The sequence below is a fragment of the Microbacterium sp. SORGH_AS_0454 genome (assembly GCF_031453395.1).
Lineage (GTDB): Bacteria > Actinomycetota > Actinomycetes > Actinomycetales > Microbacteriaceae > Microbacterium.
Genome location: NZ_JAVIYS010000001.1, coordinates 2,733,284 through 2,758,458 on the forward strand (window position 1 = coordinate 2,733,284; position 25,175 = coordinate 2,758,458).

General features: G+C 69.0%; 23 protein-coding genes. 13 read left to right on the top strand and 10 right to left on the bottom strand.

The features are described 5' to 3' along the window. The first annotated feature begins 12 nt into the window (after positions 1–12). Together QE454_RS13180 and QE454_RS13185 are read left to right on the top strand one after the other, a co-directional pair. Positions 13–609: a helix-turn-helix domain-containing protein gene (locus QE454_RS13180; RefSeq protein WP_307460756.1), complete on the top strand. Its 597-nt coding sequence runs from the start codon at positions 13–15 to the stop codon at positions 607–609. Next, positions 606–818 (top strand): hypothetical protein, encoded by a 213-nt coding sequence (locus tag QE454_RS13185; protein WP_210074805.1) that lies wholly within the window; start codon positions 606–608, stop codon positions 816–818. The genes QE454_RS13180 and QE454_RS13185 overlap by 4 nt, the downstream gene beginning before the upstream one ends. A 211-nt stretch (positions 819–1,029) precedes the next feature. Here QE454_RS13185 and QE454_RS13190 read toward each other — a convergent pair whose 3' ends face one another. Both QE454_RS13190 and valS read right to left on the bottom strand, forming a co-directional pair. Continuing rightward, positions 1,030–1,278 (bottom strand): hypothetical protein, encoded by a 249-nt coding sequence (locus QE454_RS13190; protein ID WP_115918078.1) that lies wholly within the window; start codon positions 1,276–1,278, stop codon positions 1,030–1,032. Further along, complete coding sequence (valS, locus tag QE454_RS13195) at positions 1,278–3,845, bottom strand: valine--tRNA ligase (RefSeq protein WP_307460752.1); 2,568 nt, start codon at positions 3,843–3,845, stop codon at positions 1,278–1,280. The genes QE454_RS13190 and valS overlap by 1 nt, the downstream gene beginning before the upstream one ends. Positions 3,846–4,932: 1,087 nt before the next feature. On the opposite strand from valS, the gene QE454_RS13200 reads away from it, so the two are divergent. The 10 genes from QE454_RS13200 (at position 4,933) to ndk (ending at position 17,677) form a co-directional block, all read left to right on the top strand. Continuing rightward, complete coding sequence (locus QE454_RS13200) at positions 4,933–5,589, top strand: endonuclease domain-containing protein (protein ID WP_307460749.1); 657 nt, start codon at positions 4,933–4,935, stop codon at positions 5,587–5,589. Between the two features lie 1,002 nt (positions 5,590–6,591). Next, positions 6,592–8,205, top strand: coding sequence for an ABC transporter substrate-binding protein (locus QE454_RS13205; protein WP_307460747.1), 1,614 nt, complete (start codon positions 6,592–6,594; stop codon positions 8,203–8,205). Positions 8,206–8,233: 28 nt separating this feature from the next. Continuing rightward, positions 8,234–9,211 carry an ABC transporter permease gene (locus QE454_RS13210; RefSeq protein ID WP_307460744.1) on the top strand — a complete coding sequence of 326 codons (978 nt, stop codon included), beginning with the start codon at positions 8,234–8,236 and terminating at the stop codon, positions 9,209–9,211. Then, positions 9,208–10,050, top strand: coding sequence for an ABC transporter permease (locus QE454_RS13215; protein WP_307460741.1), 843 nt, complete (start codon positions 9,208–9,210; stop codon positions 10,048–10,050). Before QE454_RS13210 ends, QE454_RS13215 begins: the two co-directional genes overlap by 4 nt. Next, a complete protein-coding gene (locus tag QE454_RS13220) occupies positions 10,047–11,012 on the top strand; it encodes an ABC transporter ATP-binding protein (RefSeq protein ID WP_309668698.1) in 966 nt (321 codons plus the stop codon). Before QE454_RS13215 ends, QE454_RS13220 begins: the two co-directional genes overlap by 4 nt. Then, positions 10,945–11,595 carry an ATP-binding cassette domain-containing protein gene (locus tag QE454_RS13225; RefSeq protein WP_309668699.1) on the top strand — a complete coding sequence of 217 codons (651 nt, stop codon included), beginning with the start codon at positions 10,945–10,947 and terminating at the stop codon, positions 11,593–11,595. Before QE454_RS13220 ends, QE454_RS13225 begins: the two co-directional genes overlap by 68 nt. A 465-nt stretch (positions 11,596–12,060) precedes the next feature. Further along, positions 12,061–15,498, top strand: a complete 3,438-nt coding sequence (ileS, locus tag QE454_RS13230; RefSeq protein WP_307460734.1) for an isoleucine--tRNA ligase — start codon at positions 12,061–12,063, stop codon at positions 15,496–15,498. Next, positions 15,495–16,847 carry a folylpolyglutamate synthase/dihydrofolate synthase family protein gene (locus QE454_RS13235; protein ID WP_307460727.1) on the top strand — a complete coding sequence of 451 codons (1,353 nt, stop codon included), beginning with the start codon at positions 15,495–15,497 and terminating at the stop codon, positions 16,845–16,847. Before ileS ends, QE454_RS13235 begins: the two co-directional genes overlap by 4 nt. Continuing rightward, positions 16,844–17,257 carry a DUF4233 domain-containing protein gene (locus QE454_RS13240; protein ID WP_307460724.1) on the top strand — a complete coding sequence of 138 codons (414 nt, stop codon included), beginning with the start codon at positions 16,844–16,846 and terminating at the stop codon, positions 17,255–17,257. The genes QE454_RS13235 and QE454_RS13240 overlap by 4 nt, the downstream gene beginning before the upstream one ends. A 3-nt stretch (positions 17,258–17,260) precedes the next feature. Then, on the top strand, positions 17,261–17,677 hold the full coding sequence (gene ndk / locus QE454_RS13245) for a nucleoside-diphosphate kinase (protein WP_210074824.1): 417 nt from the start codon (positions 17,261–17,263) through the stop codon (positions 17,675–17,677). Positions 17,678–17,801: 124 nt separating this feature from the next. On the opposite strand, the gene QE454_RS13250 is transcribed toward ndk, so the two are convergent. The 7 genes from QE454_RS13250 to QE454_RS13280 all read right to left on the bottom strand — a co-directional run bounded on the left by QE454_RS13250 (position 17,802) and on the right by QE454_RS13280 (position 21,775). After that, positions 17,802–18,023 (bottom strand): PLD nuclease N-terminal domain-containing protein, encoded by a 222-nt coding sequence (locus QE454_RS13250; protein ID WP_307460722.1) that lies wholly within the window; start codon positions 18,021–18,023, stop codon positions 17,802–17,804. A gap of 47 nt (positions 18,024–18,070) precedes the next feature. Continuing rightward, positions 18,071–18,667, bottom strand: a complete 597-nt coding sequence (locus tag QE454_RS13255) for a vitamin K epoxide reductase family protein (RefSeq protein ID WP_210074826.1) — start codon at positions 18,665–18,667, stop codon at positions 18,071–18,073. 124 nt (positions 18,668–18,791) lie between these two features. Further along, the gene (locus QE454_RS13260) at positions 18,792–20,312 is read right to left on the bottom strand and encodes a hypothetical protein (protein ID WP_307460715.1); all 1,521 of its coding nucleotides are present in this window, start codon (positions 20,310–20,312) and stop codon (positions 18,792–18,794) included. 2 nt (positions 20,313–20,314) lie between these two features. After that, a complete protein-coding gene (locus tag QE454_RS13265) occupies positions 20,315–20,632 on the bottom strand; it encodes a hypothetical protein (RefSeq protein ID WP_210074830.1) in 318 nt (105 codons plus the stop codon). Continuing rightward, positions 20,629–21,075, bottom strand: coding sequence for a hypothetical protein (locus QE454_RS13270; protein ID WP_307460711.1), 447 nt, complete (start codon positions 21,073–21,075; stop codon positions 20,629–20,631). The genes QE454_RS13265 and QE454_RS13270 overlap by 4 nt, the downstream gene beginning before the upstream one ends. Further along, positions 21,072–21,371 carry a WXG100 family type VII secretion target gene (locus QE454_RS13275; RefSeq protein ID WP_210074834.1) on the bottom strand — a complete coding sequence of 100 codons (300 nt, stop codon included), beginning with the start codon at positions 21,369–21,371 and terminating at the stop codon, positions 21,072–21,074. The genes QE454_RS13270 and QE454_RS13275 overlap by 4 nt, the downstream gene beginning before the upstream one ends. Continuing rightward, a complete protein-coding gene (locus QE454_RS13280) occupies positions 21,371–21,775 on the bottom strand; it encodes a YbaB/EbfC family nucleoid-associated protein (protein ID WP_307460706.1) in 405 nt (134 codons plus the stop codon). Before QE454_RS13280 ends, QE454_RS13275 begins: the two co-directional genes overlap by 1 nt. A gap of 304 nt (positions 21,776–22,079) precedes the next feature. On the opposite strand from QE454_RS13280, the gene QE454_RS13285 reads away from it, so the two are divergent. Then, positions 22,080–24,668, top strand: coding sequence for an Rne/Rng family ribonuclease (locus tag QE454_RS13285; protein WP_307460702.1), 2,589 nt, complete (start codon positions 22,080–22,082; stop codon positions 24,666–24,668). A 71-nt stretch (positions 24,669–24,739) separates the two neighbouring features. On the opposite strand, the gene QE454_RS13290 is transcribed toward QE454_RS13285, so the two are convergent. Then, on the bottom strand, positions 24,740–25,015 hold the full coding sequence (locus tag QE454_RS13290; protein WP_267787173.1) for a DUF4031 domain-containing protein: 276 nt from the start codon (positions 25,013–25,015) through the stop codon (positions 24,740–24,742). Between the last annotated feature and the right edge of the window lie 160 nt (positions 25,016–25,175).

Below are 25,175 nucleotides of genomic sequence, written 5' to 3' on the forward strand. Positions count from 1 at the left end.
TATCTTTGCAGTATGACCGATCAGTCGTCTCCGCGCGCAGAACGGGTCCTGGACGCCGGGGCGCTCCGAGCTCTCGCCCACCCTCTCCGCGTGCGGCTGTACGACATCCTCAGCCAGTACGGCCCTCAGACGGCGAGCAGCCTCGCCGAACTCACGGGCGAGTCGACCGGATCGACGAGCTATCACCTCCGGGCTCTGGCTCGACACGACCTCATCCGCGAGGTGGCCGGGCGGGGGACCGCGCGCGAGCGATGGTGGGAACGCCCGGCCGGAATGGTGACGCTCACCAACCCCGACATGCAGAACACCCCCGCGGGTCGAATCGTGATGGAGGCGGTGCAGTCCGAAACCCTCACCCTTCGTCATCAGCAGTTGATGCATTTCGCCCATCACGGCTGGGATGAAGCGGAGGAGTGGCGGGATGCCGCGATCATCTCGACCGCGACCGCCCGGTTGACCGCGGAGCAGTCGCAGGACCTCGTCCGGCGGATCCACGCGCTCGTCGACGAAACCGTGGCCCGCTACCGCGACCAGACCGGCGACGGCGTGCGCCCCGTCACGATCCGCAACGACATCTTTCCGCTTCCGACCGAGAGGGGCTCCGCATGAGCGCCATCACGCAGACCATCGCCGTCTCCGCCCGGCCGACGCTCCTCGAAAACGCCCTCCTCGTGAGCGCCCAGGCCATGTCGACCGTCGCCGAGCGTCGCATTCGCCGACGCATCGCCCGCGTCGAGGCCGAGCCGGCCCGTCGTGCCGGGATCGCGGCATCCCGGGCGATGTCGGGCGACGTCGCGCGGTACCTGCTGCCCCGGTAGGTCGATTCGGCGCGCGGAACCTGAGGGTCGAGCGCGCTCGGGGAGAAGGGTCTGCCGGTGGGGGATCACCCGAGCGGACTCGTCCTCCGCAGCCCGGCTCTGCTCCGCCCCGGACCACTCGCCATCCGGACATGCCGTCCTCGGCACGAAAGCACAGAGCCCGTCGGCGCACCAACGCGTCGACGGGCTCTGTGTTCCGAGGCGGTCCTCGTCAGGCGAACTCGGCGTCGTCGTCGTAGCGCACGACGACCTCGCCCGCGGCATCCTGGGTGACGATGACGCCGGTGTCGAGCTCGGCGACGGGGCGCCCTTCGAGGAACGTCAGCGTCCACCGCGGGGCGGGGGCGCTGAGGCCGTCGGGGTTGAGCGCGGCCTCGACGGCGGCGATCTGCGCGTGCAGCGCCTCGGGCACAGCCTTCGGCGGCTGCTCGCGGGCGGTCCAGCGGGTTCCGAGTTGCATCAGGCCTCCTGGGGTGCGAACACGATGTCGGTCACGGTGGTGGTGTCGGCTTCGGCGAACGAGATCGTCTCGATCCGGCCCACGGCGCGCAGGTCGCCCTCGGCGAGGCGCAGTGCCTCGACGTGCGGACCAGACACGGTGAGCGAGGCGACCTTCGTCTTCTGCGAGGCCTTCGCCTCGGTCTTGGCGCGACGGATGCCGATCAGTGCGGCGCTCACGGCGGTGAGCACCGCGGGATCACCCTCGATGCCGAGCGGCTCGGGCCACGCGGCGGTGTGCACCGAGCCCTCCTCGAACCAGGACCAGACCTCTTCGGACGCGAACGACAGCACGGGCGCGAACAGGCGCACCAGCGTCGACAGGGCCGTGCGCAGCGCGAGCGCCGCCGAGGCCTGGCCCACGTCGGTCTGGTCGTACGCGCGCTCCTTGACGAGCTCGAGGTAGTCGTCGCAGAACGTCCAGAAGAACGACTCCGTGATCTCGAGGGCCCGCGCGTGGTCGTAGGCCTCGAACGCGGTGGTCGCGTCGCGCACCACGGCATCCAGGGTCGCGAGCATCGACGCGTCGAGCGCGTGCGTCACCTCGGCACCCTCGGGCACGGGGAACGACAGCACGAACTTCGCCGCGTTCAGCAGCTTGATCGCGAGGCGCCGACCGATCTTCACCTGGGTGGGGTTCTGCGGGTCGAACGCCGCGTCGGTGCCGAGGCGGCTCGACGCCGACCAATAGCGCACGGCGTCGGAGCCGTGCTGCTTGAGAATGTCGGCGGGCGTGACGACGTTGCCCTTCGACTTCGACATCTTCTTGCGGTCGGGGTCGACGATGAACCCCGAGATGGCGGCATCCGACCACGGGCTCCGGTCGTCTTCGAGGGCGCTTCGCAGCATCGTCGAGAAGAGCCAGGTGCGGATGATGTCCTGGCCCTGCGGGCGCAGGTCGAACGGCGAGACGAGGTTCCACAGCTCCTCGTCGCGCTGCCAACCGCCCGCCAGCTGCGGGGTGAGCGACGACGTCGCCCACGTGTCGAGGATGTCGCGCTCGGGCTCGAAGCCGCCGGGGACGCCCCGCTGGTCCTCGGTGTAGCCCGGGGGCACGTCGGTGGTCGGGTCGACGGGCAGCGACGCCAGGCCGGGCGTGAGCACGCGGTCGTAGTCCCGCTCGCCGTTCTCGTCGAGTGCGTACCAGACCGGGATCGGCACGCCGAAGAAGCGCTGGCGCGACACGAGCCAGTCACCGGTGAGGCCGCTCGTCCAATTCTCGAAGCGCACGCGCATGAAGTCCGGATGCCACGACATCCCGCGACCGAGCGAGATCAGGCGCTCGCGCAGCTCGGCGTCGCGCGCGCCGTTGCGGATGTACCACTGGCGCGTCGACACGATCTCGAGCGGCCGGTCGCCCTTCTCGAAGAACTTCACCGGGTGCGTGAAGGGCTTGGGAGCGCCCTCCATGGCCCCGGACTCCTGCAGCAGCTCGACGATGCGCTTCTTGGCGCTGAACACGGTCTTGCCCGCGAGCTCGTCGTACGCCGCCTTCGCGGCATCCGTCACGATCACGTCGGGAGCCTCGGCGACGATCCGCCCGTCCTTGCCGATGATCGTGCGGTTCGGCAGGTCGAGCTCGCGCCACCAGATGATGTCGGTCACGTCGCCGAAGGTGCAGATCATGGCGATGCCCGATCCCTTGTCCTTCTGCGCGAGGGGGTGCGCGAGGACCGGCACCTCGACGTCGAACAGCGGGGTGCGCACGGTCGTGCCGAAAAGCGGCTGGTAGCGCTCGTCGTCGGGGTTCGCCACCAGAGCCACGCACGCGGGCAGCAGCTCGGGGCGGGTGGTCTCGATGAACACGTCGCCCGAGCCGTCGGTCTTGGCGAAGCCCACGCGGTGGTATGCCGCGGGCTGGTCGCGGTCCTCGAGCTCGGCCTGCGCGATCGCGGAGCGGAAGTCGACGTCCCACAGCGTCGGCGCCATCGACTGGTACGCCTCGCCGCGCTCGATGTTGCGCAGGAACGCCAACTGGCTCGTGCGGATCGAGTCGTCGGAGATCGTGCGGTAGGTCTGCGTCCAGTCGACGCTCAGGCCCAGTTCGCGGAAGAGCTCCTCGAACTGCTTCTCGTCTTCGATCGTGAGCTGCTCGCACAGCTCGATGAAGTTGCGGCGGCTGATGGGCACCTGATCGGCGGCCTTGCTGCTCTTGTTGTCGCCGCCTGCGAACGGTGGGGTGAAGTCGGCGTCGTAGGGGAGCGAGGGGTCGCAGCGCACGCCGTAGTAGTTCTGCACGCGGCGCTCGGTGGGCAGGCCGTTGTCGTCCCAGCCCATCGGGTAGAACACGGTCTTGCCGCGCATGCGCTCGAAGCGCACCTTCACGTCGGTGTGCGTGAACGAGAACACGTGACCGATGTGGAGGCTTCCCGATGCCGTCGGCGGCGGGGTGTCCACGGAGTAGACCCCCTGACGACCGGCCTCGGCGGCGCGGATCCGGTCGAACACATAGGTGCCGCGCTCGTTCCACGCGGCGTCCCACTTCTGCTCGAGGCCTTCCAGGGCGGGCTTGTCGGGAATGGTGGCCATAGGGGTACTCCTCGAGCGATATGGGCGGCACTGTGTGAGCGTGCCTGATGGGTGCGGCATCCAGGATACCGGGGCGATGCGAGCCGCGGGGCCTTCCGCGGGCCCGTGTTCGGCGCTCGTTCGGTGCGTGACGCAGATTCAGTCCATCGGGGCGGACGCCGACGGAAGTTGTGCGGATCGCTGAGGGTGCGTGGGGATGGTGTGCGGGCGGTTGCACAAGCTCGGCGATTCGCGCATGTTCAGTGGCGGCAGGTGGACGCGGGCGGAGGTTGCGCGGATCGCTGAGGGTGCGTGGGGGTGGTGTGCGGGCGGTTGCACAAGCTCGGCGATTCGCGCATGTTCAGTGGCGGCAGGTCTAGGCCTGTGAGGCTGTGCGGATCGCTGAGGGTGCGTGGGGATGGTGTGCGGGCGGTTGTACAAGCTCGGCGATTCGCGCATGTTCGGTGGCGGCAGGTGGGCGCGGGCGGAGGTTGTGCGGATCGCTGAGGGTGCGTGGGATGGTGTGCGGGTGGTTGCACGAGCTCGGTGATTCGCGCATGTTCAGTGGCGGCAGGCGGGCGCGGGCGGAGGTTGCGCGGATCGCTGAGGGTGCGTGGGGGTGGTTGTACAAGCTCGGTGATTCGCGCATGTTCAGTGGCGGCAGGCCGAGGCCCGTGAGGCTGTGCAGATCACTGACGTTGCGCGATGCGCCGAGATCGTGCGCCCTTTCGCCGCGCCTGTCGCGTGACCTCAGCGATTCGCGCAGGCTCAGCCCGCACTGGCGCATCTCGACGGATTTTGCGCGAGTCATGGAGGCTGCGCGGACGCGCGCGATCCACGTCGCCATTCCTCCCCAGGGTGTTTTTCATCCACAGGTTCGTCCGCGAAGCGTTTTCACCTCGCCGCGCGGGCGACCATGTCGCCTATGCACAACGACCCCGCTCACGCCGTCGCGACACGAACCGCTGAACTCGGGGGAGTCGTTCGCCCATCCCGTCTCGTCCGCGAGGGGCACAGCCGGCACCGCATCTCCCAAGCGCTCGAGCGAGGACTCGTTCTGCGGGTCCGGCGAGACTGGATCGCCCTCCCTTCCGCCGATGCGCACCTGGTGTCCGCGGCGCGAACGGGCGTCGTACTGTCGTGCGTCACGGCCGCCGAGAGGCGTGGTCTGTGGATCGCCGCACGTCCGGACAAGCCTCACGTCGCATATCCCGGTCGGGGGCGAGTCGTCGGTCCTGCCGCCGTCGTGCACTGGCAGCGGGCCATCGTTCCACGTCACCCGGATCTGCTCGAAGACGACATCGAGAACATCCTGCTCACTGTCGCCTCATGTCAACCGTACGAGTCCGCACGCGCGATCTGGGACTCCGCGCTGAACAAGAAGGCGGTGGATATCTCCCACCTGCGCCGTCTGCCCTGGACCGGCTCCGCCAAGCACCTGGTTCGGGAGGCGTCCCCGTGGGCCGACTCCGGTCTCGAGACCTTCGTCATCGTCCGGTTACGGTGGCTGGGCCTGCCGATCCGCCCCCAGACCTGGATCTCCGGCCATCGCGTCGACTTCCTCATCGGAGATCGACTCGTCCTCCAAGTCGACGGCGGGCACCACGTCGGGGCGCAGCGCGCCGAGGACATCCGACACGACACCGAGCTGATGCTGCTCGGCTATCACGTCATCCGGGTGGGATACGACCAGGTGATGAACCGATGGCCCGAGGTGCAGGAGAAGATCATGCACGCCGTGGCGCAGGGGCTGCACAAGGCGTGAGCGGGTGGTCCGACCTCGCGCTGGCTCAGCGAGGCGCGCACCCTCAGGCGGCAGATCCTCGAGGCGCTGCAGAAGGCCCGTGAGATGACGGGCGCGGCGGCCGTGCCGATCACGCACGGCCGCAGGCGATGGCCGACGGAGGCCGTGCGCGTCGCTGAGGTTGTGCGGGGACGGGAGCGAGATGCCCGACGCGCGAAGTCAGCGAACCGCGCAGTTTCAGACAGCAGAGACGGATGCCGACGGAGGTCGTGCGGATCGCTGAGGTTGTGCGGGGACAGGCGCGAGATGCCTGACGCCGAAAGCCGCCGAATTACGCATGTTGTGCGGGGACGGGAGCGGGATGCCTGACGGGCGAGGTCGCCGAATCGCGCAATGTCAGACAGCAGCGACGGATGCTGACGGAGGTCGTGCGGATCGCTGAGGTTGTGCGGGGACGCGAGTGAGATGCCTGACACCGAAAGTCGCTGAATCGCGCAATGTCAGGCAGCAGAGAGGGACGCCGACGGAGGTCGTGCGGATCGCTGAGGTTGTGCGGGGGCGGGAGCGAGATGCCCGGCGCGCGAAGTCGCCGAATCGTGCAACCTCAGACGGCAGAGGGGGATGCCGACGGAGGTCGTGGAGATCACTGAGGTCGTGCGGATCACGGAGGTCGTGCGGATCGCTGAGGTTGTGCGGGGCGGGAGCGAGATGCCTGACGCCGAAAGTCGCTGAATCGCGCAATGTCAGACAGCAGCGACGGATGCCGACGGAGGGCGTGCGGATCGCTGAGGTTGTGCGGGGACGGGAGTGAGATGCCGACGTGCGAAGTCAGCGAACCGCGCAACCTCAGACCGCAGAGACGGGTTCCGACGGAAATCGTGCGGATCGCTGAGGTTGTGCAGCGCCGGAATCCCATCGGTCCGCATGGGGCCGCTGCCGACGCACGCCCCGGCGACTTTCCGCACTCGGTCCAGGAACGCGGGTAAGCTGAAGCTTCCCCACCAAAGACTTCGAGGTTTCGTCATGCCTTCACAGCTTTCCCGTCGCGTGCTCTCGGCGGTCGCCATCGCCGCGGTCGCCGCTCTCTCACTCTCGGCGTGCGCGGGGTCCGACCCCGCCGCCGAGGGCGATGGCGAGATCGTCTGGGCGATCGAGGGTGCGAACCTCTCGGCCGGCCACATGGACCCGCAGACCAGCCAGCTCGACGTATCTGCCATGGTGCAGCGCGCCGTGCTCGACTCGCTGGTGTTCCAGGAGGCCGACGGCACGTTCTCGCCGTGGCTCGCCGAGTCGTGGGACGTCGAGGACGGGGGCGCGAGCTACCTGTTCCGCCTGCGTACCGACGTGACGTTCCACGACGGCACCGCGTTCGACGCGGCCGCGGTCAAGGCGAACTTCGATCGCATCGCCGACCCCGACACCGCCTCGGCTCAGGCCGCGAGCATGCTGGGCGGAGAGCTGTACGCCGGCACCGACGTGGTCGACGAGCACACCGTGCGCGTGCGCTTCACCCAGCCCTACGCGCCGTTCCTCCAGGCGGCGAGCACCGCGCTGCTCGGTTTCTATTCGCCGAAGGTGCTCGAAGACAAGGCCGATCAGCTCAAGGCCGGCGGACCCGGCGTGAACGTCGGCACCGGGCCCTTCGAGCTCACCGAGTACACGCCCGACCAGGACATCGTGTACACGCGCAACGACGACTACACGTGGGGCCCCGACGGCGGCGGCAAGCCGGCGTTCAAGACCCTCCGCGTCGACATCCTCCCCGAGGCTTCGGTGCGCCTCGGCGCGCTTTCGAGCGGCCAGGCCGACGTCGTGACCAACCTCCCCCCGAACCTCGTCGGGCAGGTGCCCTCCGACGACACGGTCGAGTCGATCGCCTACCCCGGTCTGCCGTACTCGCTGTTCCTCAACGAGAAGTACGGCGTCTTCGCCGACCAGAAGGTGCGTCAGGCGTTCTCGAAGGCGATCGACGTCGATTCCGCGGTGCAGGAGATCTTCTACGGCCAGTACCCGCGCGCGTGGAGCATCCTCGGGGCCACGACGCCCGGCTACGACGCGAGCCTCGAGAAGACGTGGCCGTTCGACCAGGCGGCCGCCGACGCCCTTCTCGACGAGGCGGGCTGGACGGGACGGGATGCCGACGGCATCCGCACGAAGAACGGTCAGCGCCTCACCGCGCGCTGGATCGCGTGGACCCCGGTGCCCGACGACCGCGCTGCGCTGGCGAACGCCGTGCAGAGCGACCTGAAGGCCGTCGGCTTCGACCTGCAGCGCGAGGTGCTCGAACCCGGTGCCTACAACGAGCAGTACGGTCCCAAGACCTACGACGTCACCGACTGGGGCTTCTCGGGCGTCGACGCCGACCTGCTGCGCAGCCACCTCGCCACCGAAGGATTCCAGAACGCCTCCCAGGTGAGCGATCCGGCGATGGACGCCCTTCTCGAGCAGGGCGCCTCGACGACCGATCCGGCTGCGCGCAACGCGATCTACGCGCAGGTGCAGCAGTGGAACGCGCAGCAGGCCGCGATCGTGCCGCTGTACAGCCCCGCATTGATCAGCGCCGTCACCCCGAAGGTCTCGGGTCTGGCCTTCGACCTCTACGGTCGTCCGCTGTTCGCGACGGCGTCCGTCGGCTGAGACGCCGAGATTCGGACACACTAGGCGGATGCCACGTTCTCGCTCCCGCGTCCTTCTGAGGCGCCTCGGCGGGATCGTGGCATCCGTCGTTCTCGTGCTGTGGGGCGCGGCGACGTTGGCGTTCGTGGCGTTCCGGATCATCCCGGGAGACCCCGTCGACGTCATGCTGGGCCCGCAGGCGCAGGTGAGCGAGACCGTGAAGGCGGGGATCCGAAGCGATCTCGGTCTGGATCGCCCCGTGTTCGAGCAATACGCCGCATTCCTCGGGCGACTCTCTCGCGGTGACCTGGGGGAGTCGTATCAACTGCGCCTTCCCGTGTCCGAGGTGATCGGCCGCCAGCTCGGGCCCACTCTGCAGCTATCGGCGCTCGCGCTCGTGATCGCCGCGCTGCTGGCACTGGCGACGGCGCTGCTCGTACGCGGACGGCGCGGGCGGGCCGTTGCCTCGGGCGTCGAGCTCGTCGTCCTGTCGTCGCCGGTGTTCTGGACGGGGCTCGTACTGCTGAGCGTCTTCTCGTTCCAGCTCGGGTGGTTCCCGGTGGCGGGAGGGCGGGATGCCGCATCCCTCGTGCTGCCGGCGGTGACCCTGGCCCTGCCGGTCGCGGCGCTGCTGTCGCAGGTCCTGCGCGACGGGATCGAAGCGGCCGAGCGCGAGCCGTTCCTGCTCACCGTGCGCGCCCGCGGTGCCGCTCCGCGGCGAGAGACCCTGCACCACACGCTGCGTCACGCGGCGGTCGGGGCGGTCACGCTCGCCGCCTATCTCGTCGGATCCCTCCTCGGTGGCGCCGTGCTTGTCGAGACGGTGTTCGCGCGGCCCGGCATCGGCCGCGTGACGCTCGCGGCGATCACCGACCGCGATCTCCCGGTGATCACCGGCGTCATCCTGCTGAGCGCCCTCGTCTTCGTCGTGGTCAACACGGTCGTCGACCTGGTCGCGCCCCTCCTCGACCCGCGTCTGCGGGTCGCCGGTGCGGCGCTGCGCGTGCGGAGCGGAGTGCCCGCGTGAGCGCCGCCCTCACCGAGACGCGTCGGACACGGCCGGGCAGAGTCGTCACCCTGACGATCGCGGGCGCGGTGCTCTCGCTCATCGCCGCTGCCGCCGTGGCGCCGGGTCTTCTCGCGACGCACGACCCGCTGCTGACCGACGTCCGTGCCACCCTCCAGTCGCCGAGCGCAGCCCACTGGTTCGGCACAGATCAGAGCGGTCGCGACGTGTACTCGCGCGTCGTCTACGGAGCCGGCCCCTCGGTGGGGATCGGTCTGCTCGCGACGGGACTCGCCCTGGTGGTCGGCCTGATCGCGGGCTCGCTCTCAGCCGTCGCCCCGCGCTGGATCGACGCCGCCGCGATGCGGGTCGTGGACGTGCTGCTGGCCTTCCCCGAGTTCCTCGTCGCCCTCCTGGTGGTGGCGGTGCTGGGGCCGGGATCCGCGAACATCGCCGTGGCCGTGACGATCGCGGCCGTTCCCGTGTACATCCGGCTGGCGCGGGCGCAGACCCGGTCGCTCGCAGCGGCCGAGCACGTCGAGGCCGCGCGCATCATCGGCGTCCCCGCGGTCGTCGTACACGTGCGGCACGTCCTCCCCGGCGTTCTGGGTGCGGTGAGCGTGCTCGCCACGATCGGCATCGGCACGAGCATCCTCGCAGCGGCGGGCCTGAGCTTCCTCGGCCTCGGCCCCACCGAGCCCGCACCCGAATGGGGGCTCATGCTCTCGGCGGGCCGCAATCTGCTCCTGCAGGCTCCGTGGGTCGCGGTGTTCCCGGGCCTGGCCATCACCGCGACCGTCGTGAGCGTGAGCGTCATCGGCCGCATCCTGCGCGCGCGATCAGAGGAGCGGGGCGCATGAGCGGCGTCCGCGTGCGCGGCTTGCGCATCGGCGGCCCCGAGGGGGCGATCGTCCGCCACCTCGACTTTGACGTCTCTCCGGGGGAGTGCGTCGCGATCGTGGGCGAGTCGGGCGCGGGCAAGTCGCTGAGCGCGCGCGCCCTGCTGGGTCTCGTTCCCGACGGCCTGTCATGGTCTGCAGACGAGCTCGAGATCGACGGTACCGCCGCTCGGTCGCTGACGGAGCGGCAGTGGCGGACTTTTCGGGGGCGGCGCATCGCCCTCGTGTCGCAGGACGCGCTCGTCTCGCTAGACCCCCTCCGCCGGATCGGCGCCGAGGTCGCCGAGCCGGTGCGCATCCACGAGCCCTCGGTGCGCGGTGAGGCGGTGGCGGCGCGCGTGCGCGACAGCCTCGAGCGTGTGTCGATGCCCGAGCCCGACGAGCGCGCGCGCCAGTACCCGCACGAGCTTTCGGGCGGACTGCGCCAACGCGCCCTGATCGCCTCGGCCCTGTCGGCGAGGCCCACGGTCCTGGTGGCCGACGAGCCCACCACGGCCCTGGATGCCACCGTGCAGGCCCGCGTGCTCGAGCTGATTCGCCGTATCGCCGATGACGGCGTCGCCGTGGTGTTCATCAGTCACGACCTCGGAGCCGTGGCGCGGGTGGCCGACCGGGTCGTCGTGATGCAGGAGGGACGCGTCGTCGAGACCGGCGTCACCGCCGAGGTGCTGGCATCCCCCTCGCGATCCCGTCACGCGCGAGCTCGTCGCGGCGGTGTCTCACGAGCCGCTCGGGCGCACCCCGCGCACCGACGCTCCGCTGTTCACCGCCCACGGCGTGACCAAGCGCTTCGGCGAACGGGTCGCCGTCGACGACGTCTCGTTCGAGATCCGCCGCGGTCGTACTCTCGCGGTGGTGGGGGAGTCGGGATCGGGCAAGACGACGCTCGCTCGTCTCGCGGTCGGCGTGACCATCGCGGATGAGGGAACGCTCGCGTTCGACGATCGCCCCTGGACGCCCGAGGTGGCCCGCGGGGCGGATCGACGCCGGGTACAGCTCGTGCAACAGAACCCGTGGGGTGCCCTCGACCCCCGCTGGAGCGTCGGTCGCACCCTGACCGAGGCCGTCGCTGCGGGTGGGGTGCCGCGTCCCGAGCGACGGCGCGCCGTCGCCGACCTTCTCGAGGAGGTCGGACTGTCGCCGGCGTTCGTCCGTCGCCGGCCCGCGCAGCTGTCGGGCGGCCAACGCCAGCGGGTCGCCATCGCCCGAGCCCTCGCCGTGTCACCGGATCTGCTCGTGCTCGACGAGCCGGTGTCCGCCCTCGACGCCTCGGTGCGCGCGAAGATCCTCGAGCGTCTCCTCGCCCTGCAGCGCGAGCGCGACCTGGCCATGATCTTCGTCACCCACGACCTCGACGTCGTGGCCGCGATCGCCGACGACGTGATCGTGATGAAGGACGGACGCGTCGTGGACTCGGGCACGGTGTCGTGCGTCTTCGCTGCGCCGCGGCATCCGTTCACCCGGGAACTGCTGGCGGCCGCGGGTGTCCGCCCGCCGGGCGCCTGAGTCCGCGTTCGCCGGGTTGCGGCCCGAACGGAGGATCGAGTGTCCAGAACACCCGGACGATATCGGCCCTACGTCCGGGTTTCTTGGACACTCGAGGGCAGTTCAGGTCGCGCAGGACGAAGAGGACGTTCGGAACGCTCGGCGCGGCGGGATCCGTGCGGGGGGCGAGTGTCCAGAACACCCGGACGACACCGGCCCCGCGTCCGGGTTTCGCGGACACTCGATCGTCAGGCATCGACCGCACCGCGCTCCGCGGGGCTGGCGTAGACTGGGTGCACACGCATCGATCCGGCCATCACCGGGGAGCTCGCGGAAGAAACGGGTCCAGGCCCCGAGTAGAACCGCGCGGGGCAGGCCCGTCACAGCCGCAGTGAGAGCGGCGCCCTCGTGAGACGGCGCAATGCAGGGTGGTACCGCGGTCCGAAGGGATCGTCCCGGCGAGCGAACCTCGACCCGCGGAGAGACATGACCTACCCTCGCCCCTCATCCTTCGGCCCGGCCGCCGACTCGTCGAACGCGGCCACGGATGCCACGGCTCCGGCGTCCGGCCAGAGCGCCGCGTCCACGGCATCCGTCGTCCCGAGCCCGCGCTTTCCGGCGATCGAGAACGACACGCTCGCGTTCTGGAAGAGCGATGACACCTTCCGCGCGTCGATCGCCAACCGCGAGGGCGCCGAGGAATGGGTGTTCTACGACGGACCGCCGTTCGCCAACGGCCTGCCGCACTACGGCCACCTGCTCACCGGTTACGCCAAGGACGTCTTCCCGCGCTTCCAGACCATGCGCGGAAAGAAGGTCGACCGCGTGTTCGGCTGGGACACCCACGGCCTGCCCGCCGAGCTCGAGGCAATGAAGCAGCTCGGGATCACCGAGAAAGACGAGATCGAGCGCATGGGGGTTTCGACCTTCAACGCCAAGGCCCGCGAGTCGGTGCTCGAGTACACGCGCGAGTGGCAGGACTACGTCACGCGCCAGGCCCGCTGGGTCGACTTCGAGCGCGGGTACAAGACGCTCGACACGACCTACATGGAGAGCGTGCTCTGGGCCTTCAAGACCTTGCACGACAAGGGACTCGCGTACGAGGGCTACCGCGTGCTCCCGTACTGCTGGCGCGACGAGACGCCCCTTTCCACCCACGAGCTGCGCATGGACGACGACGTCTACAAGATGCGGCAGGACCCGTCGGTCACCGTGACCTTCCCGCTCGTCGGCGCCAAGGCCGAGGCGATGGGCCTGACCGGTGTCCGCGCGCTCGCATGGACGACGACCCCGTGGACCCTGCCGACCAACCTCGCGCTGGCGGTGGGCCCCGGCATCCGTTATGCCGTCATCGAGGGCGGACCGAACGGCGCCGCCGACGTGCACCGTGCCCCCGACGGCACGCCCGACGAGGCGTTCGAGGCCGTCGCGCACCGCTACCTGCTGGCCGAAGACCTGCTGCCGAACTACGCCAAGGATCTCGGGTACGAGAGCCCGGATGCCGCCCGCGCGGCCGTGCAGACCACGATCCTGGGCGCCGAGCTCGAGGGCGTGTCGTACGACCGCCTCTTCGATTACTACGCCGACGCGTCGGTGTGGGGGACGCAGGATGCCTGGAAGATCCTCGTCGACGACTACGTCACCGTCAGCGACGGCACGGGGATCGTGCACCAGGCACCGGCCTACGGTGAGGACGACAAGCGCCTCGCGGATGCCGCGGGCTTGCCGACGATCATCTCGCTCGACGACGGCGGTCGGTTCCTGTCGGCCGTGACCGACGTCGCGGGGGAGCTGTGGCTGGACGCCAACCGCCCACTCATCCGCCTGCTGAAGCAGGAGGGCCGGTTGCTCCGCGAGGCGTCGTACGAGCACTCGTACCCCCACTGCTGGCGCTGCCGGAACCCCCTCATCTACAAGGCCGTGTCGAGCTGGTTCGTGCGCGTGACCGACATCAAAGACGACCTGTTGGCCAACAACCAGCAGATCACCTGGGTGCCCGAGAACGTCAAGGAGGGCCAGTTCGGCAAGTGGCTCGAGGGCGCGCGCGACTGGTCGATCAGCCGCAACCGCTACTGGGGCTCGCCGATCCCGGTGTGGAAGAGCGACGACCCGAACTACCCGCGCGTCGATGTCTACGGCTCGCTCGCCGACATGGAGGCCGACTTCGGTCGCCTGCCGCTGAACGCCGACGGAGAGGTGGACCTGCACCGCCCCTACATCGACGACCTCACGCGCCCGAACCCCGACGACCCGACGGGGCAGTCGACGATGCGCCGTATCGAAGACGTGCTGGACGTCTGGTTCGACTCGGGCTCGATGCCGTTCGCGCAGGTGCACTACCCGTTCGAGAACCACGAGTGGTTCGACGAGCACGCCCCGGCCGACTTCATCGTCGAGTACATCGGGCAGACCCGCGGCTGGTTCTACGTCATGCACGTGCTCTCGACCGCGCTGTTCGACCGCCCGGCGTACACCGGCGTCTCGTGCCACGGCATCGTGCTCGGCAACGACGGACAGAAGATGTCGAAGTCGCTGCGCAACTACCCCGACGTGCGCGAGGTCTTCGACCGCGACGGCTCGGACGCCATGCGGTGGTTCCTGATGTCGAGTTCGGTGCTGCGCGGTGGGAACCTCGTCGTGACCGAGGAGGGCATCCGCTCGGGCGTGCGCGAGTTCCTGTTGCCGCTGTGGAACGCGTGGTACTTCTTCGCCACGTACGCCAACGCGTCGGGCCCCGAAGGCTACACCGCCGAGCGGCGCACCGACTCCGCCGACGTGCTCGATCGGTACATCCTCGCGCTGACCGGCGATCTGGTGCGCGAGGTCGCCGCCGACCTGGAGGGCCTCGATTCCACGACCGCCGCCGAGCGTCTGCGCGACTTCGCCGAGGTGCTGACCAACTGGTACATCCGCCGTTCGCGGGACCGCTTCTGGGTGGGCGCGACGGACGATCCGTCGAGCCGCGAGGCCTTCGACACGCTCTACACGGTGCTCGAGACGCTCACCCGCGTCGCAGCGCCCCTGCTGCCGCTCGTCACCGAGCGCGTGTGGCAGGGCCTCACCGGCGGGCGGAGCGTCCACCTGACCGACTGGCCCGACGCGTCTGCGTTCCCCGCGGCCGAAGACATCCGCACCGCGATGGACACGGTGCGCGAGGTCTCGAGCGTCGCCAACGCACTGCGCAAGCGCGAGGGCAAGCGCGTGCGTCTGCCGCTCCCGCGTCTGACGGTGGTGACCCCGGATGCCTCGGGTCTGGCGCAGTTCGACGACATCCTCCGAGAAGAGCTCAACGTCAAGAGCGTCGAGCAGGTCGCGCTGCGAGAGGGCACGGCGGCGGAGTACGGCATCACGCACCGTCTGTCGGTGAACGCCCGCGCCGCGGGGCCTCGCCTCGGCAAACAGGTGCAGCAGGTGATCAAGGCCGCTCGTGAGAGCGATTGGAGCGAGACCGACGGTCGGGTCGTCGCCGGAGGCATCGCGCTCGAGCCCGCCGAGTACGACCTCGTCGTCGAGACCGCGGGACGCCCCGAAGGCGAAGCGCTGGCGGTGCTGGCCGGCGGTGGTTTCGTGCTGCTCGACACCGTCACCACCCCGGAGCTCGAGGCCGAGGGCCTGGCCCGCGACATGATCCGCGGTATCCAGGACACCCGCAAGGCCGCGGGCTTCGACGTGAGCGATCGGATCTTCCTGTCGCTGACCTTCGTCGACGACGCTGACGCGCGAGCCGTCGCTCAGGCGTTCGACGTGGCCGGGGTGGCATCCGAGACTCTCGCCGAGAGTGTCGTTCTCGCCGGAGCAGAGGGGCGGCTCATCGAGCGCGGCAGCGCGCTGCCGGCCGAGTTCGAGACGCAGATCGCTGCCAAGACCTACGCGAACGTCGGCGCCGTCACGGTGGCCGTCGCGCGGATCGGAGCCCCCGCATGAGCGACCGCACCAGGGCCGACGCCGTCTACAGCGCGCTGCTCGAGCGGCAGGGCGAGCAGTGGGTGCAGCCCCGCGTCGAGCGCACGCGTCGCGTGCTCGAGCTGCTCGCCGACCCGCAGCGGACCTACCGGGTGGTCCACGTCACCGGTACGAACGGCAAGACCTCGACCAGCCGCATGATCGAGAGCCTGCTGCGAGCGATGGGTCTGCGCACGGGGCTGTTCACGAGCCCCCATCTGGAACGCTTCACCGAGCGCATCCTCATCGACGGCGAGCCCGTTTCGGATGCCGCGATCGCCGATGCGTGGGACGAGATCCAGCCGTTCGTCGAGATGGTGGACGCCGAACTGACCGCGGCCGAGGACGCGCCGCTGACGTTCTTCGAGCTGCTGACCGTGCTCGCGTTCGTCGCGTGCGCCGACGCGCCGATCGATGTGCTCGTGCTCGAGGTCGGTATGGGAGGGGAGTGGGACTCCACGAACACCGCCGACGGCGATGTCGCGGTCTTCGCGCCGATCGACATCGACCACACCGACCGTCTCGGCACCACCATCGCCGAGATCGCCACGGTGAAGGCGGGGATCATCAAGCCGGGAGCCGCGGTGGTGTCGGCTGCGCAGACCGAGGACGCACTCCGCGTCATCCGCGCGCGCGCCGCGAAAGAGGGGGCGACCGTGGCCGTGGCCGGCCACGAGTTCGACCTGGTGGGGCAGACCCTCGCCGTGGGCGGGCAGCAGCTCGACATCCGCGGGGTCGCCGGGACGTATCCCGAGGTCTATCTGCCGCTGTACGGAGCACACCAGGGCGCCAACGCGGCGCTCGCGGTCGCCGCCGTCGAGTCGCTGATCGGCGGTGGCGCCCAGCCCCTCGCGGCCGACGTGATCGCCGACGGTCTCGGCAACGCCACCTCGCCCGGCCGCCTTCAGCTCATCGGTACCGCTCCGACCGTCTTCGTCGACGCCGCGCACAACCCGCACGGGGCGCGCGCTCTGGTCGCCGCCCTCGATGAGTCGTTCGACATCGACGAGTGGGGCGCCGTGGTCGGCATCCTCGACGGCAAGGATGCCGCCGGCATCATGTCGGCCCTCGTCCCGGGGGTCTCCCGTGTGTTCGCCACGGCCCCCGCCAGTGACCGTGCGACCGATCCCGACGTGATCGCCGACGTCGCGGAGGCGGCGGACCTCCCGGTCACCGTGCACCCGACGCTGGAGGACGCCGCCGACGCCGCCCGCTCGTGGGCCGCCGAGTCCGACCGCCGCGCCGTCGTCATCGCCGGTTCCGTCGTGCTCGCCGGCGAGGCGCTGCGTCTCGCCGACCTCGAGGACTGGAAGGCCGGGTGGCAGGGATGAGCCCCCGCGAACCTCGTGCCCCGCGCCCCCGTCGTCAACGCGGCGCCCAGGAGTCTCTCGGCGCCGTCGTGCTCGGCTTCGAATCGATCATCGTCTTCCTCGGCGGCCTCGTGGTCTACGGCCTCAAGGTGCTGCCCTTCGGCATCGAGCCCTGGTGGGGGATCGTCGGCGGCGTCGTCATGGCTGTGGCGATGGTCGCCGTCTCGGGCTCGCTCCGCCACCGGTGGGCGCTGTTCGCGGGGTGGGGACTCCAGATCGTGCTGCTGCTCGGCGGCTTCCTCGTGCCGGCCCTGGCCGTCGTGGCTCTCATTTTCGGCGGCATGTGGGCGTATGCGACCATCAAGGGAGCAGCGCTCGATCGACAGAACGCCCGACGCGCCGCTTCCCCCGACCTCTCGAACGGAGAATGACCCATGGCTACCGAAGAGACCCTCGTCCTCGTCAAGCCCGACGGCGTCGCTCGCGGCCTCACCGGCGCGATCCTCGCCCGCATCGAGGCGAAGGGCTACGCCCTCGTCGACATCCGCCTCGTCGAGCCCGACCGTGAAACCCTGGCCCACCACTACGCCGAGCACGAGGGAAAGCCGTTCTACGAGCCGCTGCTCGAGTTCATGATGTCCGGCCCCTCGGTCGCCATCCGCCTCGCCGGAAACCGCGTCATCGAAGGCTTCCGCTCGCTCGCCGGAACGACCGACCCGACCACCGCCGCCCCCGGAACCATCCGCGGCGACTTCGGTCGCGACTGGGGCCTCAAGGTGCAGCAGAACCTCGTCCACGGGTCCGACAGCGTCGAGTCCGCCGAGCGCGAGCTCGCGATCTGGTTCGCCTGATCCCGGATGCCGTGAAGGCCGCCGCCCCGAGAGGGTGGCGGCCTTCGTCGTTCGGGGGCGAGGCGGCTGAGCTCCGCGAGGTGGCTAAACCCGTCAAACCGACAGACGTCCGCGGGCACTTCCGTCAGGAGCGCGAGACGCCTGCCCGGCGTCCCGCCGCCAACCACGACTCCGGGCCGAGTACGGGGACCACCACGATCACGAGCGCCCATATGAGCACAACCGTCGACGGTAGGTGTCTCGGGTGGCGGGAGAGGCTCACGATGGCCCACACGGCAAGACCGAACGCCACGATCGCGAGCGCCGACCAGACGGGGTCGTGCGCAGCGGGCATCAGTGGGTTCATGGCATTCAGCCCTCGAAGCTAGGACACGAGGGGGCGCGCCCACCAGGTCAGAGCTGCGCGAGAACGTTCAGCCGCAGCTGCGCGATGACCGCGACCACCGCGAACGCCACGATCGTCATGAGCGGCACCCACGCCATGAGCCGGTCGGCGATCTCGCTAACCCGCTCTCGAGGGATCACGCCCTCGCGCAGCACGTGCAGTGTCACGACGAAGAACGACGGGATCACGACCGACCACGTCACCATGCACCAGGGGCACAGCGTCGCCAGGACGAAGAGGCTCTGCGCGATGAGCCAGATCACGAAGGTCAGGGCGAAGGCGAAACCGACCCAGAACAGCGCCCAGAACCACCGCGCGAACCGCGCGCCGGCCAGCAGCGCCATTCCGACGACGATGGGCGCGATCCACGCGGCGAGCCCGATGATCGGGTTCGGGAAGCCGAACACGCTGCCCTGGGACGACTGCAGATTCGTCGAGCACTGGACCAGCACGCTGAAGTCACAGGATGCCGCACTGCCCGGGTTCTCGAGCTGGTGGAAGCGCTCCATGGTGAGAGAAAACGCCGCCCACCAGCCAACGACCCCCGCGAAGATCAGCCAGATCGCGACGACGACGGGGCGACGCGGGGTGACGGTTTCGGTCATGATCGGGATTCTCCCACCGACGCCCTATGCGACCGCTCTGAGCGCAGTACGCACGTCTTCTCGGTGGCGGGATAGCCGCGAGCGGCCCACGGGAAGAACCCGACCGAAGATGTATCTGCCACGTTCACTCATGCGTCGTGAAGACGCTGTGGTCGACGACCTCGCCGGTGAACATATCGAGACCCGGTGGAGGAGTTCCGTGCGTTTCGGCATACTGCTTCTCCCACGCGGCGACCGAGTCAGCGTAGTTCTGGTTGTCATGCGCTGCGATGGGGCTGAGAGGTCCGGACATCAGGACACGATGGACATTCGGCGCCGTTTCGTCGTAGGCATTCCCATCGAGCGTCGGCACGATGTCCGTCACATGTTGGAAGGCGTACACAGGAATGTTCCGTGGGATGTCGAACGAATCGATGGGCGAACCGTTGGTGACCACTCCTACCGTGTTGTACGGGAACGTGCGATCCGCGGCGAGGTTCGCCGCCATGATCCCACCCTGGCTGAACCCGGTCAGGACGACATCGCTCCCCGGGGGTATGCCGGCGTCGCTCATCGCTTCGAGAACCGCCCGCTCGTAGGCGGTCCGAAGAAGAGGATTGTCGGCCATGAGAGCGACGTTCGAGTCGCGATCGTTGAGCGCGCCATCATCGGGACCCAACTGCCAGTCCTGGGTAGATGGCAACGAAACGACCCATCTCTCTACACCGTCAGCCCCACGGATCTTCTTCACGTCGATCACTGTCGAATCGGCGGCACCCATGGCATCAGTGGTTCCGTTGACCGAGACAAGATCGGAGAGCGACGACAGGTGAGTGACCTTCTGAGACTTATCCCAGGCCTTTCGTGCATCTTCGTTCAATGTTTCTGGGTCGAGTTCTTCGACATCGGACGAGTTCTGCAGGAAGTTCTGCGCGGCCCCACCGAGTACGAGGCCCACGCCTACGCCGAGCGCCCCGAAGGGAATCCCGGCGAGCGCATTGGCCATCGGTAGCATCTGGGCAATGATCTGTCGCAGTTCGCTCAGCCCCTCGGCGACGATCGGAAGAAGTTTTTGTAGCAGCGCCCCCAGCGCAAAGAGGGCTTCGAGCACGTCGATGACGAGGCGCCCCGTCGCTTCGATCAGGTCATACGCGGCGCGCGCGAAGTCCTCCACCCGGTCGGCGATCTCGAACGGATTGAGGCTGAAGGAGAAGAGCTGATCAGAGAACTGCGACAACTGCACGAGAGCGTCGCATACATAAGACCGGGTTGCCTCGACAATCCGCGAGGCGAGGCGGAGGGCCGCTGCGGTGGCGGCCGTCCACTCGGCGGCGTCGAGCGCGATGCGGTGGAGGTCCTCGTGTCGCTCGCGAAGGGCCCGGACCGAGCGTCCGTCGAGCTCGGCGAGAGACGATCGTGCCTGCTGGACAGTATCCGGGATACCCACCAGGGATCGCGAGGCATCTTCCCAGGCCGCCGCAACGGATGCCGACGCGGCGGGGTTGCCGACGAGCTCATCGAACCACTCGCGCAGCGGCTGAACGAATTGGAGGACGACGCCAGCAATCCCGGGTATCTGTGCGCAGTAGTCGCCACCGGGACCGTTAGTGGGGAGCCCCCCAGCCCAGCTTCCTCCGGAGAGCTCTGCGCTGATGCCGGATGCCACGTTCAAGAGTCGCTCCGGGAAAAAGCGTCAACGGCGTCCCGCTCAACGGTGGAAAAGCCGTTCGTGGCCTGATCGACCCCATCCGCCGCCCTCTCGGCGAGATCGCGTGCCGATGACAGCAGCTCACGTGCCCGCCCCGCGAGAGCGTTCGCCAGGGGCACGACCAGACCCTGACTCAAAAGCCCAAAGGCGTCACCCGGGAGATCTGCGCGGATACCGTCTCCGGCGGTGCCGAAAGCTGACGACGCCTCTCGAACAAGACTCGCCTGCTTGTGGAGGACGCCGCCGTCGATCTCGATGTGCTGGTTCGCTGCGGTCATCGTCCGGATTCCTCCGCGATCTTCTTCGCTTCGTCCATCGTGATGCTGCCGTCCCCCCTTGGATGCGCGCCCAATGACTCCATAGCGGAATCGACCTCGAGGAGGTCGTTGTCAGCATTTCTGAGCGCGAGCTCGACGTATGACATCGACAGTGATTGGTCGTGCAGCGCAACGCCGAGGATCTGCGCCACGGTCTGGGGAGATACCTCATCCCCTGGTTGTTCGAGAGAGCTCAACGTCCCCCCAATCGAGAGCGTCTCCGTGAAGCCGCTGAGGCTCACCCCGGCCCACGCATCGGTGATGCCCAAATCCGCTCCCTCCAGCGCAGCCGGGATCGCGGTCTTGTACGAGTCGTCGTGGAACGGCAGCTGACTGCAGCCCGACGCGACGCTCGCCGCGAGAGCGATGCCGACGAGCGCGGCGACGCGTAAACGCCGGATCATGCCGTCGCCCCCAATCCTCGTGCTCCCGCGAGGTCGGCTTCGCTGTAGGCGGTGGCGAGGTCGTCCAGGGCGCCGCTCAACCGGGCGAGAAGAGCGGTGCGGCTCACCAGGCGTTCGCCGAATTGTGCCTGCGCTCGGGCGTAGGCCTGCTGAGCGTCCCCGCTCCACTGCGTGCTCAGCGTTGCGGCTTCGCGCGTGAGCGTCTCGAGAAGCGCGTCGATCTGCGCGCCGGCCGCCTTGATGTTCTGAGCCGTCGTCGATAACCGGAGCGGTGTGACTTCGAGGTGCTCGATCATCAGATCACCGTTCCCGTCGTGGGACCGACGTACTCGTCATCGAGACGACGGCGGGTGGATGCGACGAGGGGCGACGACTCGCCGAGGCTTTCGGCCATGCGTCGGAGCGCCGCATCCGCGGCATCCCGCTGCGCCTCACGCACGGTCTCGGTCACGATGCGCGAGAGGGTCGCGGCGTCGAGATGCAGGGCGTTGTTCGAGATGTCGATGCGGTCGATGCGACCGCTCGCGGCTGCCGACACGCGTACCTCACGACCGACCGACGTTCTGGACGCTGTCGCGGTGCGAACGTCGTCGGCCATTCGTGCAGCGTCGTGCGACAACGCCCGAGCCTCCGCGGTCTGGGCCTGCACGCGTGCGCGCGCCTGATCCAGAGCGGTGAGTGAGTCGTCAGACAAGGTCATGGGGCTCCCTTCGCCGGAAACTTGACCTTATCGAGGGTCGCGCGGCCCACGGAAGCTCCTGTGGATAACATCGCGCCGACGTGCTTCGTGGGCGTTCCCGGTACTTCGTGCGATAATGAAGGCTGATGTGACCGCGGCCGCGCCGCAGGAACATCACCCAGAAGACTTCGGGCGATGACCGCCCTTCGCAGCACGAGCCGCAGGCCGGCTGCAGACCGAGTGAGTTCGCGGCCCCGCCGGGTGCGGCGCCGCATGAGATTTCGTCGGACGACGCGCGGTGTCGTCCGCCAGGGAGTACCCCGACATGGCCGATGTGACAGACGAACAGAATCCCGCCGACGAGACGGCGATCTCTCCCGAAACCGAGGCTCCTTCCTCCGACGCGACGCCCGCGGTCGACGAAGAAGAGGCAGCGGTCCAGGATGCCGAGGACGCGGCCGCCGACGACACCGAGGCGCCCGCGGTGCTGGACGTGGAGGACATCCCCGCGGCCGACGGTGACGAGGAGACCGCACAGGTCGCCGCCCCCGAGCAGCAGGCTGCCGAGCCCGTCCCCGCCGCGGAGATCGACGCACCGCCCGCGGACGCCGAGAGCTCGGCATCCGGTGCCGTCTCGGACGACTCCGCTCAGGCCGAGAAGGCCACGGCGAAACCCGCAGCCGCTTCGGAGCAGCCCGAGGCCCCTGCCGCGCCCGAGAAGCCCGGCCGCCCGACCGCCGTGTCTCTGGGCCTGCTCCCCGAGAACTTCGTGTCGGCCGTCTCGACGGCCCTGCACTTCTATGCTCCCGCCCTCCCTCCCGTCGTCATCCGCGACGACTTCGACGACCGCGACGACGAGGGCCCCTCCGAGCGCGTCTCGGCCAACGCTCGCCGTCGCAACCGCCGCCGCGGGGGACCCAACGACAACCGCGAGGAGTCCCTCGAGTCCCCGGCCGCACCTCCCGTGCGCCAGCGCGCTGTCGAGGTCATCACCGAGCCGCAGCGCATCAAGGGTTCGACGCGTCTCGAGGCCAAGAAGCAGCGTCGTCGCGACGGTCGCGAAGCCGGTCGCCGACGCCCCGTCGTCACCGAGGCCGAGTTCCTCGCCCGTCGCGAGGCCGTCGACCGCGTGATGGCCGTGCGCTCGAAGGCCGGCCGTATCCAGATCGCCGTCCTCGAAGACAACGTGCTCGTGGAGCACTACGTCGCGCGCAATCAGGACGCCTCTCTCATCGGGAACGTGTACCTCGGTCGCGTTCAGAACGTGCTGCCCAGCATGGAGGCCGCCTTCGTCGACATCGGACGCGGCCGCAATGCCGTGCTCTACTCCGGCGAGGTCGATTGGGACGGCGTCGAGACCAACAACCAGCCCCGACGCATCGAGCTCGCGCTCAAGTCGGGCGACCGCGTCCTCGTGCAGGTCACGAAGGACCCGGTGGGTCACAAGGGTGCACGACTGACGAGCCAGATCTCGCTGCCCGGCCGTTACCTCGTCTACGTGCCCAACGGCACGATGAACGGCATCTCCCGCAAGCTCCCCGACACCGAGCGCGCGCGCCTGAAGAAGATCCTCAAAGAGGTGCTGCCCGAGTCCTCCGGCGTCATCGTGCGCACCGCGGCCGAGGGCGCCACCGAGGAGCAGCTGACCCTCGACGTGCAGCGCCTCACGTCGCAGTGGGAGCACGTGTCGAGCCAGGTCAAGACCATCCAGGCCCCCGCCCTGCTGCACTCCGAGCCCGATCTTCTGGTCAAGATCGTCCGCGATGTCTTCAACGAGGACTTCACGCGCATGCTCATCCAGGGCGACGAGGCATTGCAGACCATCTCCTCGTACCTGCAGGGCGTCGCCCCCGACCTGCTCGAGCGGGTCGAGAAGTACGAGGGCGAGCAGGATCCGTTCGACGCGTTCCGGGTCACCGAGCAGATCGAGAAGGCCCTCGACCGCAAGGTCTGGCTGCCCTCCGGCGGTTCGCTCGTGATCGACCGCACCGAGGCCATGACCGTCGTCGACGTCAACACCGGCAAGTTCGTCGGCTCCGGCGGCAATCTCGAAGAGACCGTCACCAAGAACAACCTCGAAGCGGCCGAAGAGATCGTGCGCCAGCTGCGCCTGCGCGACATCGGCGGCATCATCGTGGTCGACTTCATCGACATGGTGCTCGAGTCCAACCGCGATCTCGTTCTGCGTCGTCTGATCGAATGCCTCAGCCGCGACCGCACGAAGCACCAGGTCGCCGAAGTCACCTCTCTCGGTCTCGTACAGATGACGCGGAAGAAGCTCGGCCTCGGCCTGCTCGAGACCTTCAGCGAGGCGTGCGAGGTGTGCGCCGGTCGCGGAGTCATCGTGCACCACGACCCCGTCGCGAAGCACCGCCCCGCAGGCTCCTCCAACGGCGGCGGCAACGGCAACGGCTCCTCGAACCGTCGCGGTCGAGGCTCCAACAACGGCTCCAACGGCTCCAACGGCTCCAACGGCAATGCGGCGGCCGGCGGCGGCAATGCGGCGCAGAACGGCGGCAACGGAAACGGCGGGGGAGCGGCGGCCCAGACCGGCGGCACCCACGTGATCACCGAGGGCGTCAAGTCGGCTCTCGCTCAGATCGCGGCATCGACCGTGAAGCCCACCATCGACGACCCCTCGATCGTCGAGGCGGCGGTCGTGGCATCCGTCGAGGCTGTCCTCGACGCCAAGACCGAGGCCGCTGCCGAGGCTCCCGCGCCGGTTCGCGAGAAGCGGCCGCGCAAGAAGCGCGAGCCCAAGGCTCCGCGCACCGAGAAGGACGCCCTGCTCGAGTCGGTCTTGGAGGCCCTGCCCGAACCTAAGGCTCCGGGACAGGGGCGCTCGCGCCGCCGGGTGACCACCGCCGCCCTGACCGGCACGCCGGTGAATGCTCAGCCGTCGTCCGAGTCCTGAGTTCGCTTCCGATCGTTCGAGGGGTCATCTTCTGTCGCGGAGCTCTGCTCGCAGCGGCCGAAGATGGCCCCTCACGGCTGAGGGCGCCGTTCCCGAGCCGTGATCCGCAGCCCCGAGGCTCGCAGGCGTCGCACGAGTTCCTTGCCGCCCACATGCTCGGCCCCCGCGCGTACGAGGTCGGCGTGCCGCTCGTCGGGCACGTCGTAATGATCGAGGTCGAACGCTCGGGAGGGGATTCCGGCTGCCGCGGCGAAGGCGTGGAGCTCCTCGAGATCGCTGTCGCTGACCAGGTGAGCCCACAGTCGTCCGTGCGCGGGCCACTGCGGGTCGTCGATCAGGATTGCCATCCCGCGATCCTACGGTCGACACGCGGGTCGAATGCTTTTGCCGGATGCCGCCGGGTGAGCTAAACTTGACCCTTGGTGCGTCGCGTCCACTCCTGATAAGAGCGTGACCCCGCGGGTTCTGCCCGCCGGATCGCACCGAGACTTGGGTCCTCAGACCCTC

Excerpts from the sequence above, each read along its gene's own strand:
- QE454_RS13220 (WP_309668698.1), top strand. The coding sequence starts at position 10,047 with ATGAGCGGCGTCCGCGTGCGCGGCTTGCGCATCGGCGGCCCCGAGGGG.
- QE454_RS13290 (WP_267787173.1), bottom strand. The coding sequence starts at position 25,015 with ATGGCAATCCTGATCGACGACCCGCAGTGGCCCGCGCACGGACGACTG.
- QE454_RS13270 (WP_307460711.1), bottom strand. The coding sequence starts at position 21,075 with ATGATCCGGCGTTTACGCGTCGCCGCGCTCGTCGGCATCGCTCTCGCG.
- QE454_RS13275 (WP_210074834.1), bottom strand. The coding sequence starts at position 21,371 with ATGATCGAGCACCTCGAAGTCACACCGCTCCGGTTATCGACGACGGCT.
- QE454_RS13255 (WP_210074826.1), bottom strand. The coding sequence starts at position 18,667 with ATGACCGAAACCGTCACCCCGCGTCGCCCCGTCGTCGTCGCGATCTGG.
- valS (WP_307460752.1), bottom strand. The coding sequence starts at position 3,845 with ATGGCCACCATTCCCGACAAGCCCGCCCTGGAAGGCCTCGAGCAGAAG.
- ileS (WP_307460734.1), top strand. The coding sequence starts at position 12,061 with ATGACCTACCCTCGCCCCTCATCCTTCGGCCCGGCCGCCGACTCGTCG.
- QE454_RS13185 (WP_210074805.1), top strand. The coding sequence starts at position 606 with ATGAGCGCCATCACGCAGACCATCGCCGTCTCCGCCCGGCCGACGCTC.
- ndk (WP_210074824.1), top strand. The coding sequence starts at position 17,261 with ATGGCTACCGAAGAGACCCTCGTCCTCGTCAAGCCCGACGGCGTCGCT.
- QE454_RS13265 (WP_210074830.1), bottom strand. The coding sequence starts at position 20,632 with ATGACCGCAGCGAACCAGCACATCGAGATCGACGGCGGCGTCCTCCAC.
- QE454_RS13210 (WP_307460744.1), top strand. The coding sequence starts at position 8,234 with ATGCCACGTTCTCGCTCCCGCGTCCTTCTGAGGCGCCTCGGCGGGATC.
- QE454_RS13240 (WP_307460724.1), top strand. The coding sequence starts at position 16,844 with ATGAGCCCCCGCGAACCTCGTGCCCCGCGCCCCCGTCGTCAACGCGGC.
- QE454_RS13205 (WP_307460747.1), top strand. The coding sequence starts at position 6,592 with ATGCCTTCACAGCTTTCCCGTCGCGTGCTCTCGGCGGTCGCCATCGCC.
- QE454_RS13235 (WP_307460727.1), top strand. The coding sequence starts at position 15,495 with ATGAGCGACCGCACCAGGGCCGACGCCGTCTACAGCGCGCTGCTCGAG.
- QE454_RS13180 (WP_307460756.1), top strand. The coding sequence starts at position 13 with ATGACCGATCAGTCGTCTCCGCGCGCAGAACGGGTCCTGGACGCCGGG.
- QE454_RS13190 (WP_115918078.1), bottom strand. The coding sequence starts at position 1,278 with ATGCAACTCGGAACCCGCTGGACCGCCCGCGAGCAGCCGCCGAAGGCT.
- QE454_RS13280 (WP_307460706.1), bottom strand. The coding sequence starts at position 21,775 with ATGACCTTGTCTGACGACTCACTCACCGCTCTGGATCAGGCGCGCGCA.
- QE454_RS13285 (WP_307460702.1), top strand. The coding sequence starts at position 22,080 with ATGGCCGATGTGACAGACGAACAGAATCCCGCCGACGAGACGGCGATC.
- QE454_RS13250 (WP_307460722.1), bottom strand. The coding sequence starts at position 18,023 with ATGAACCCACTGATGCCCGCTGCGCACGACCCCGTCTGGTCGGCGCTC.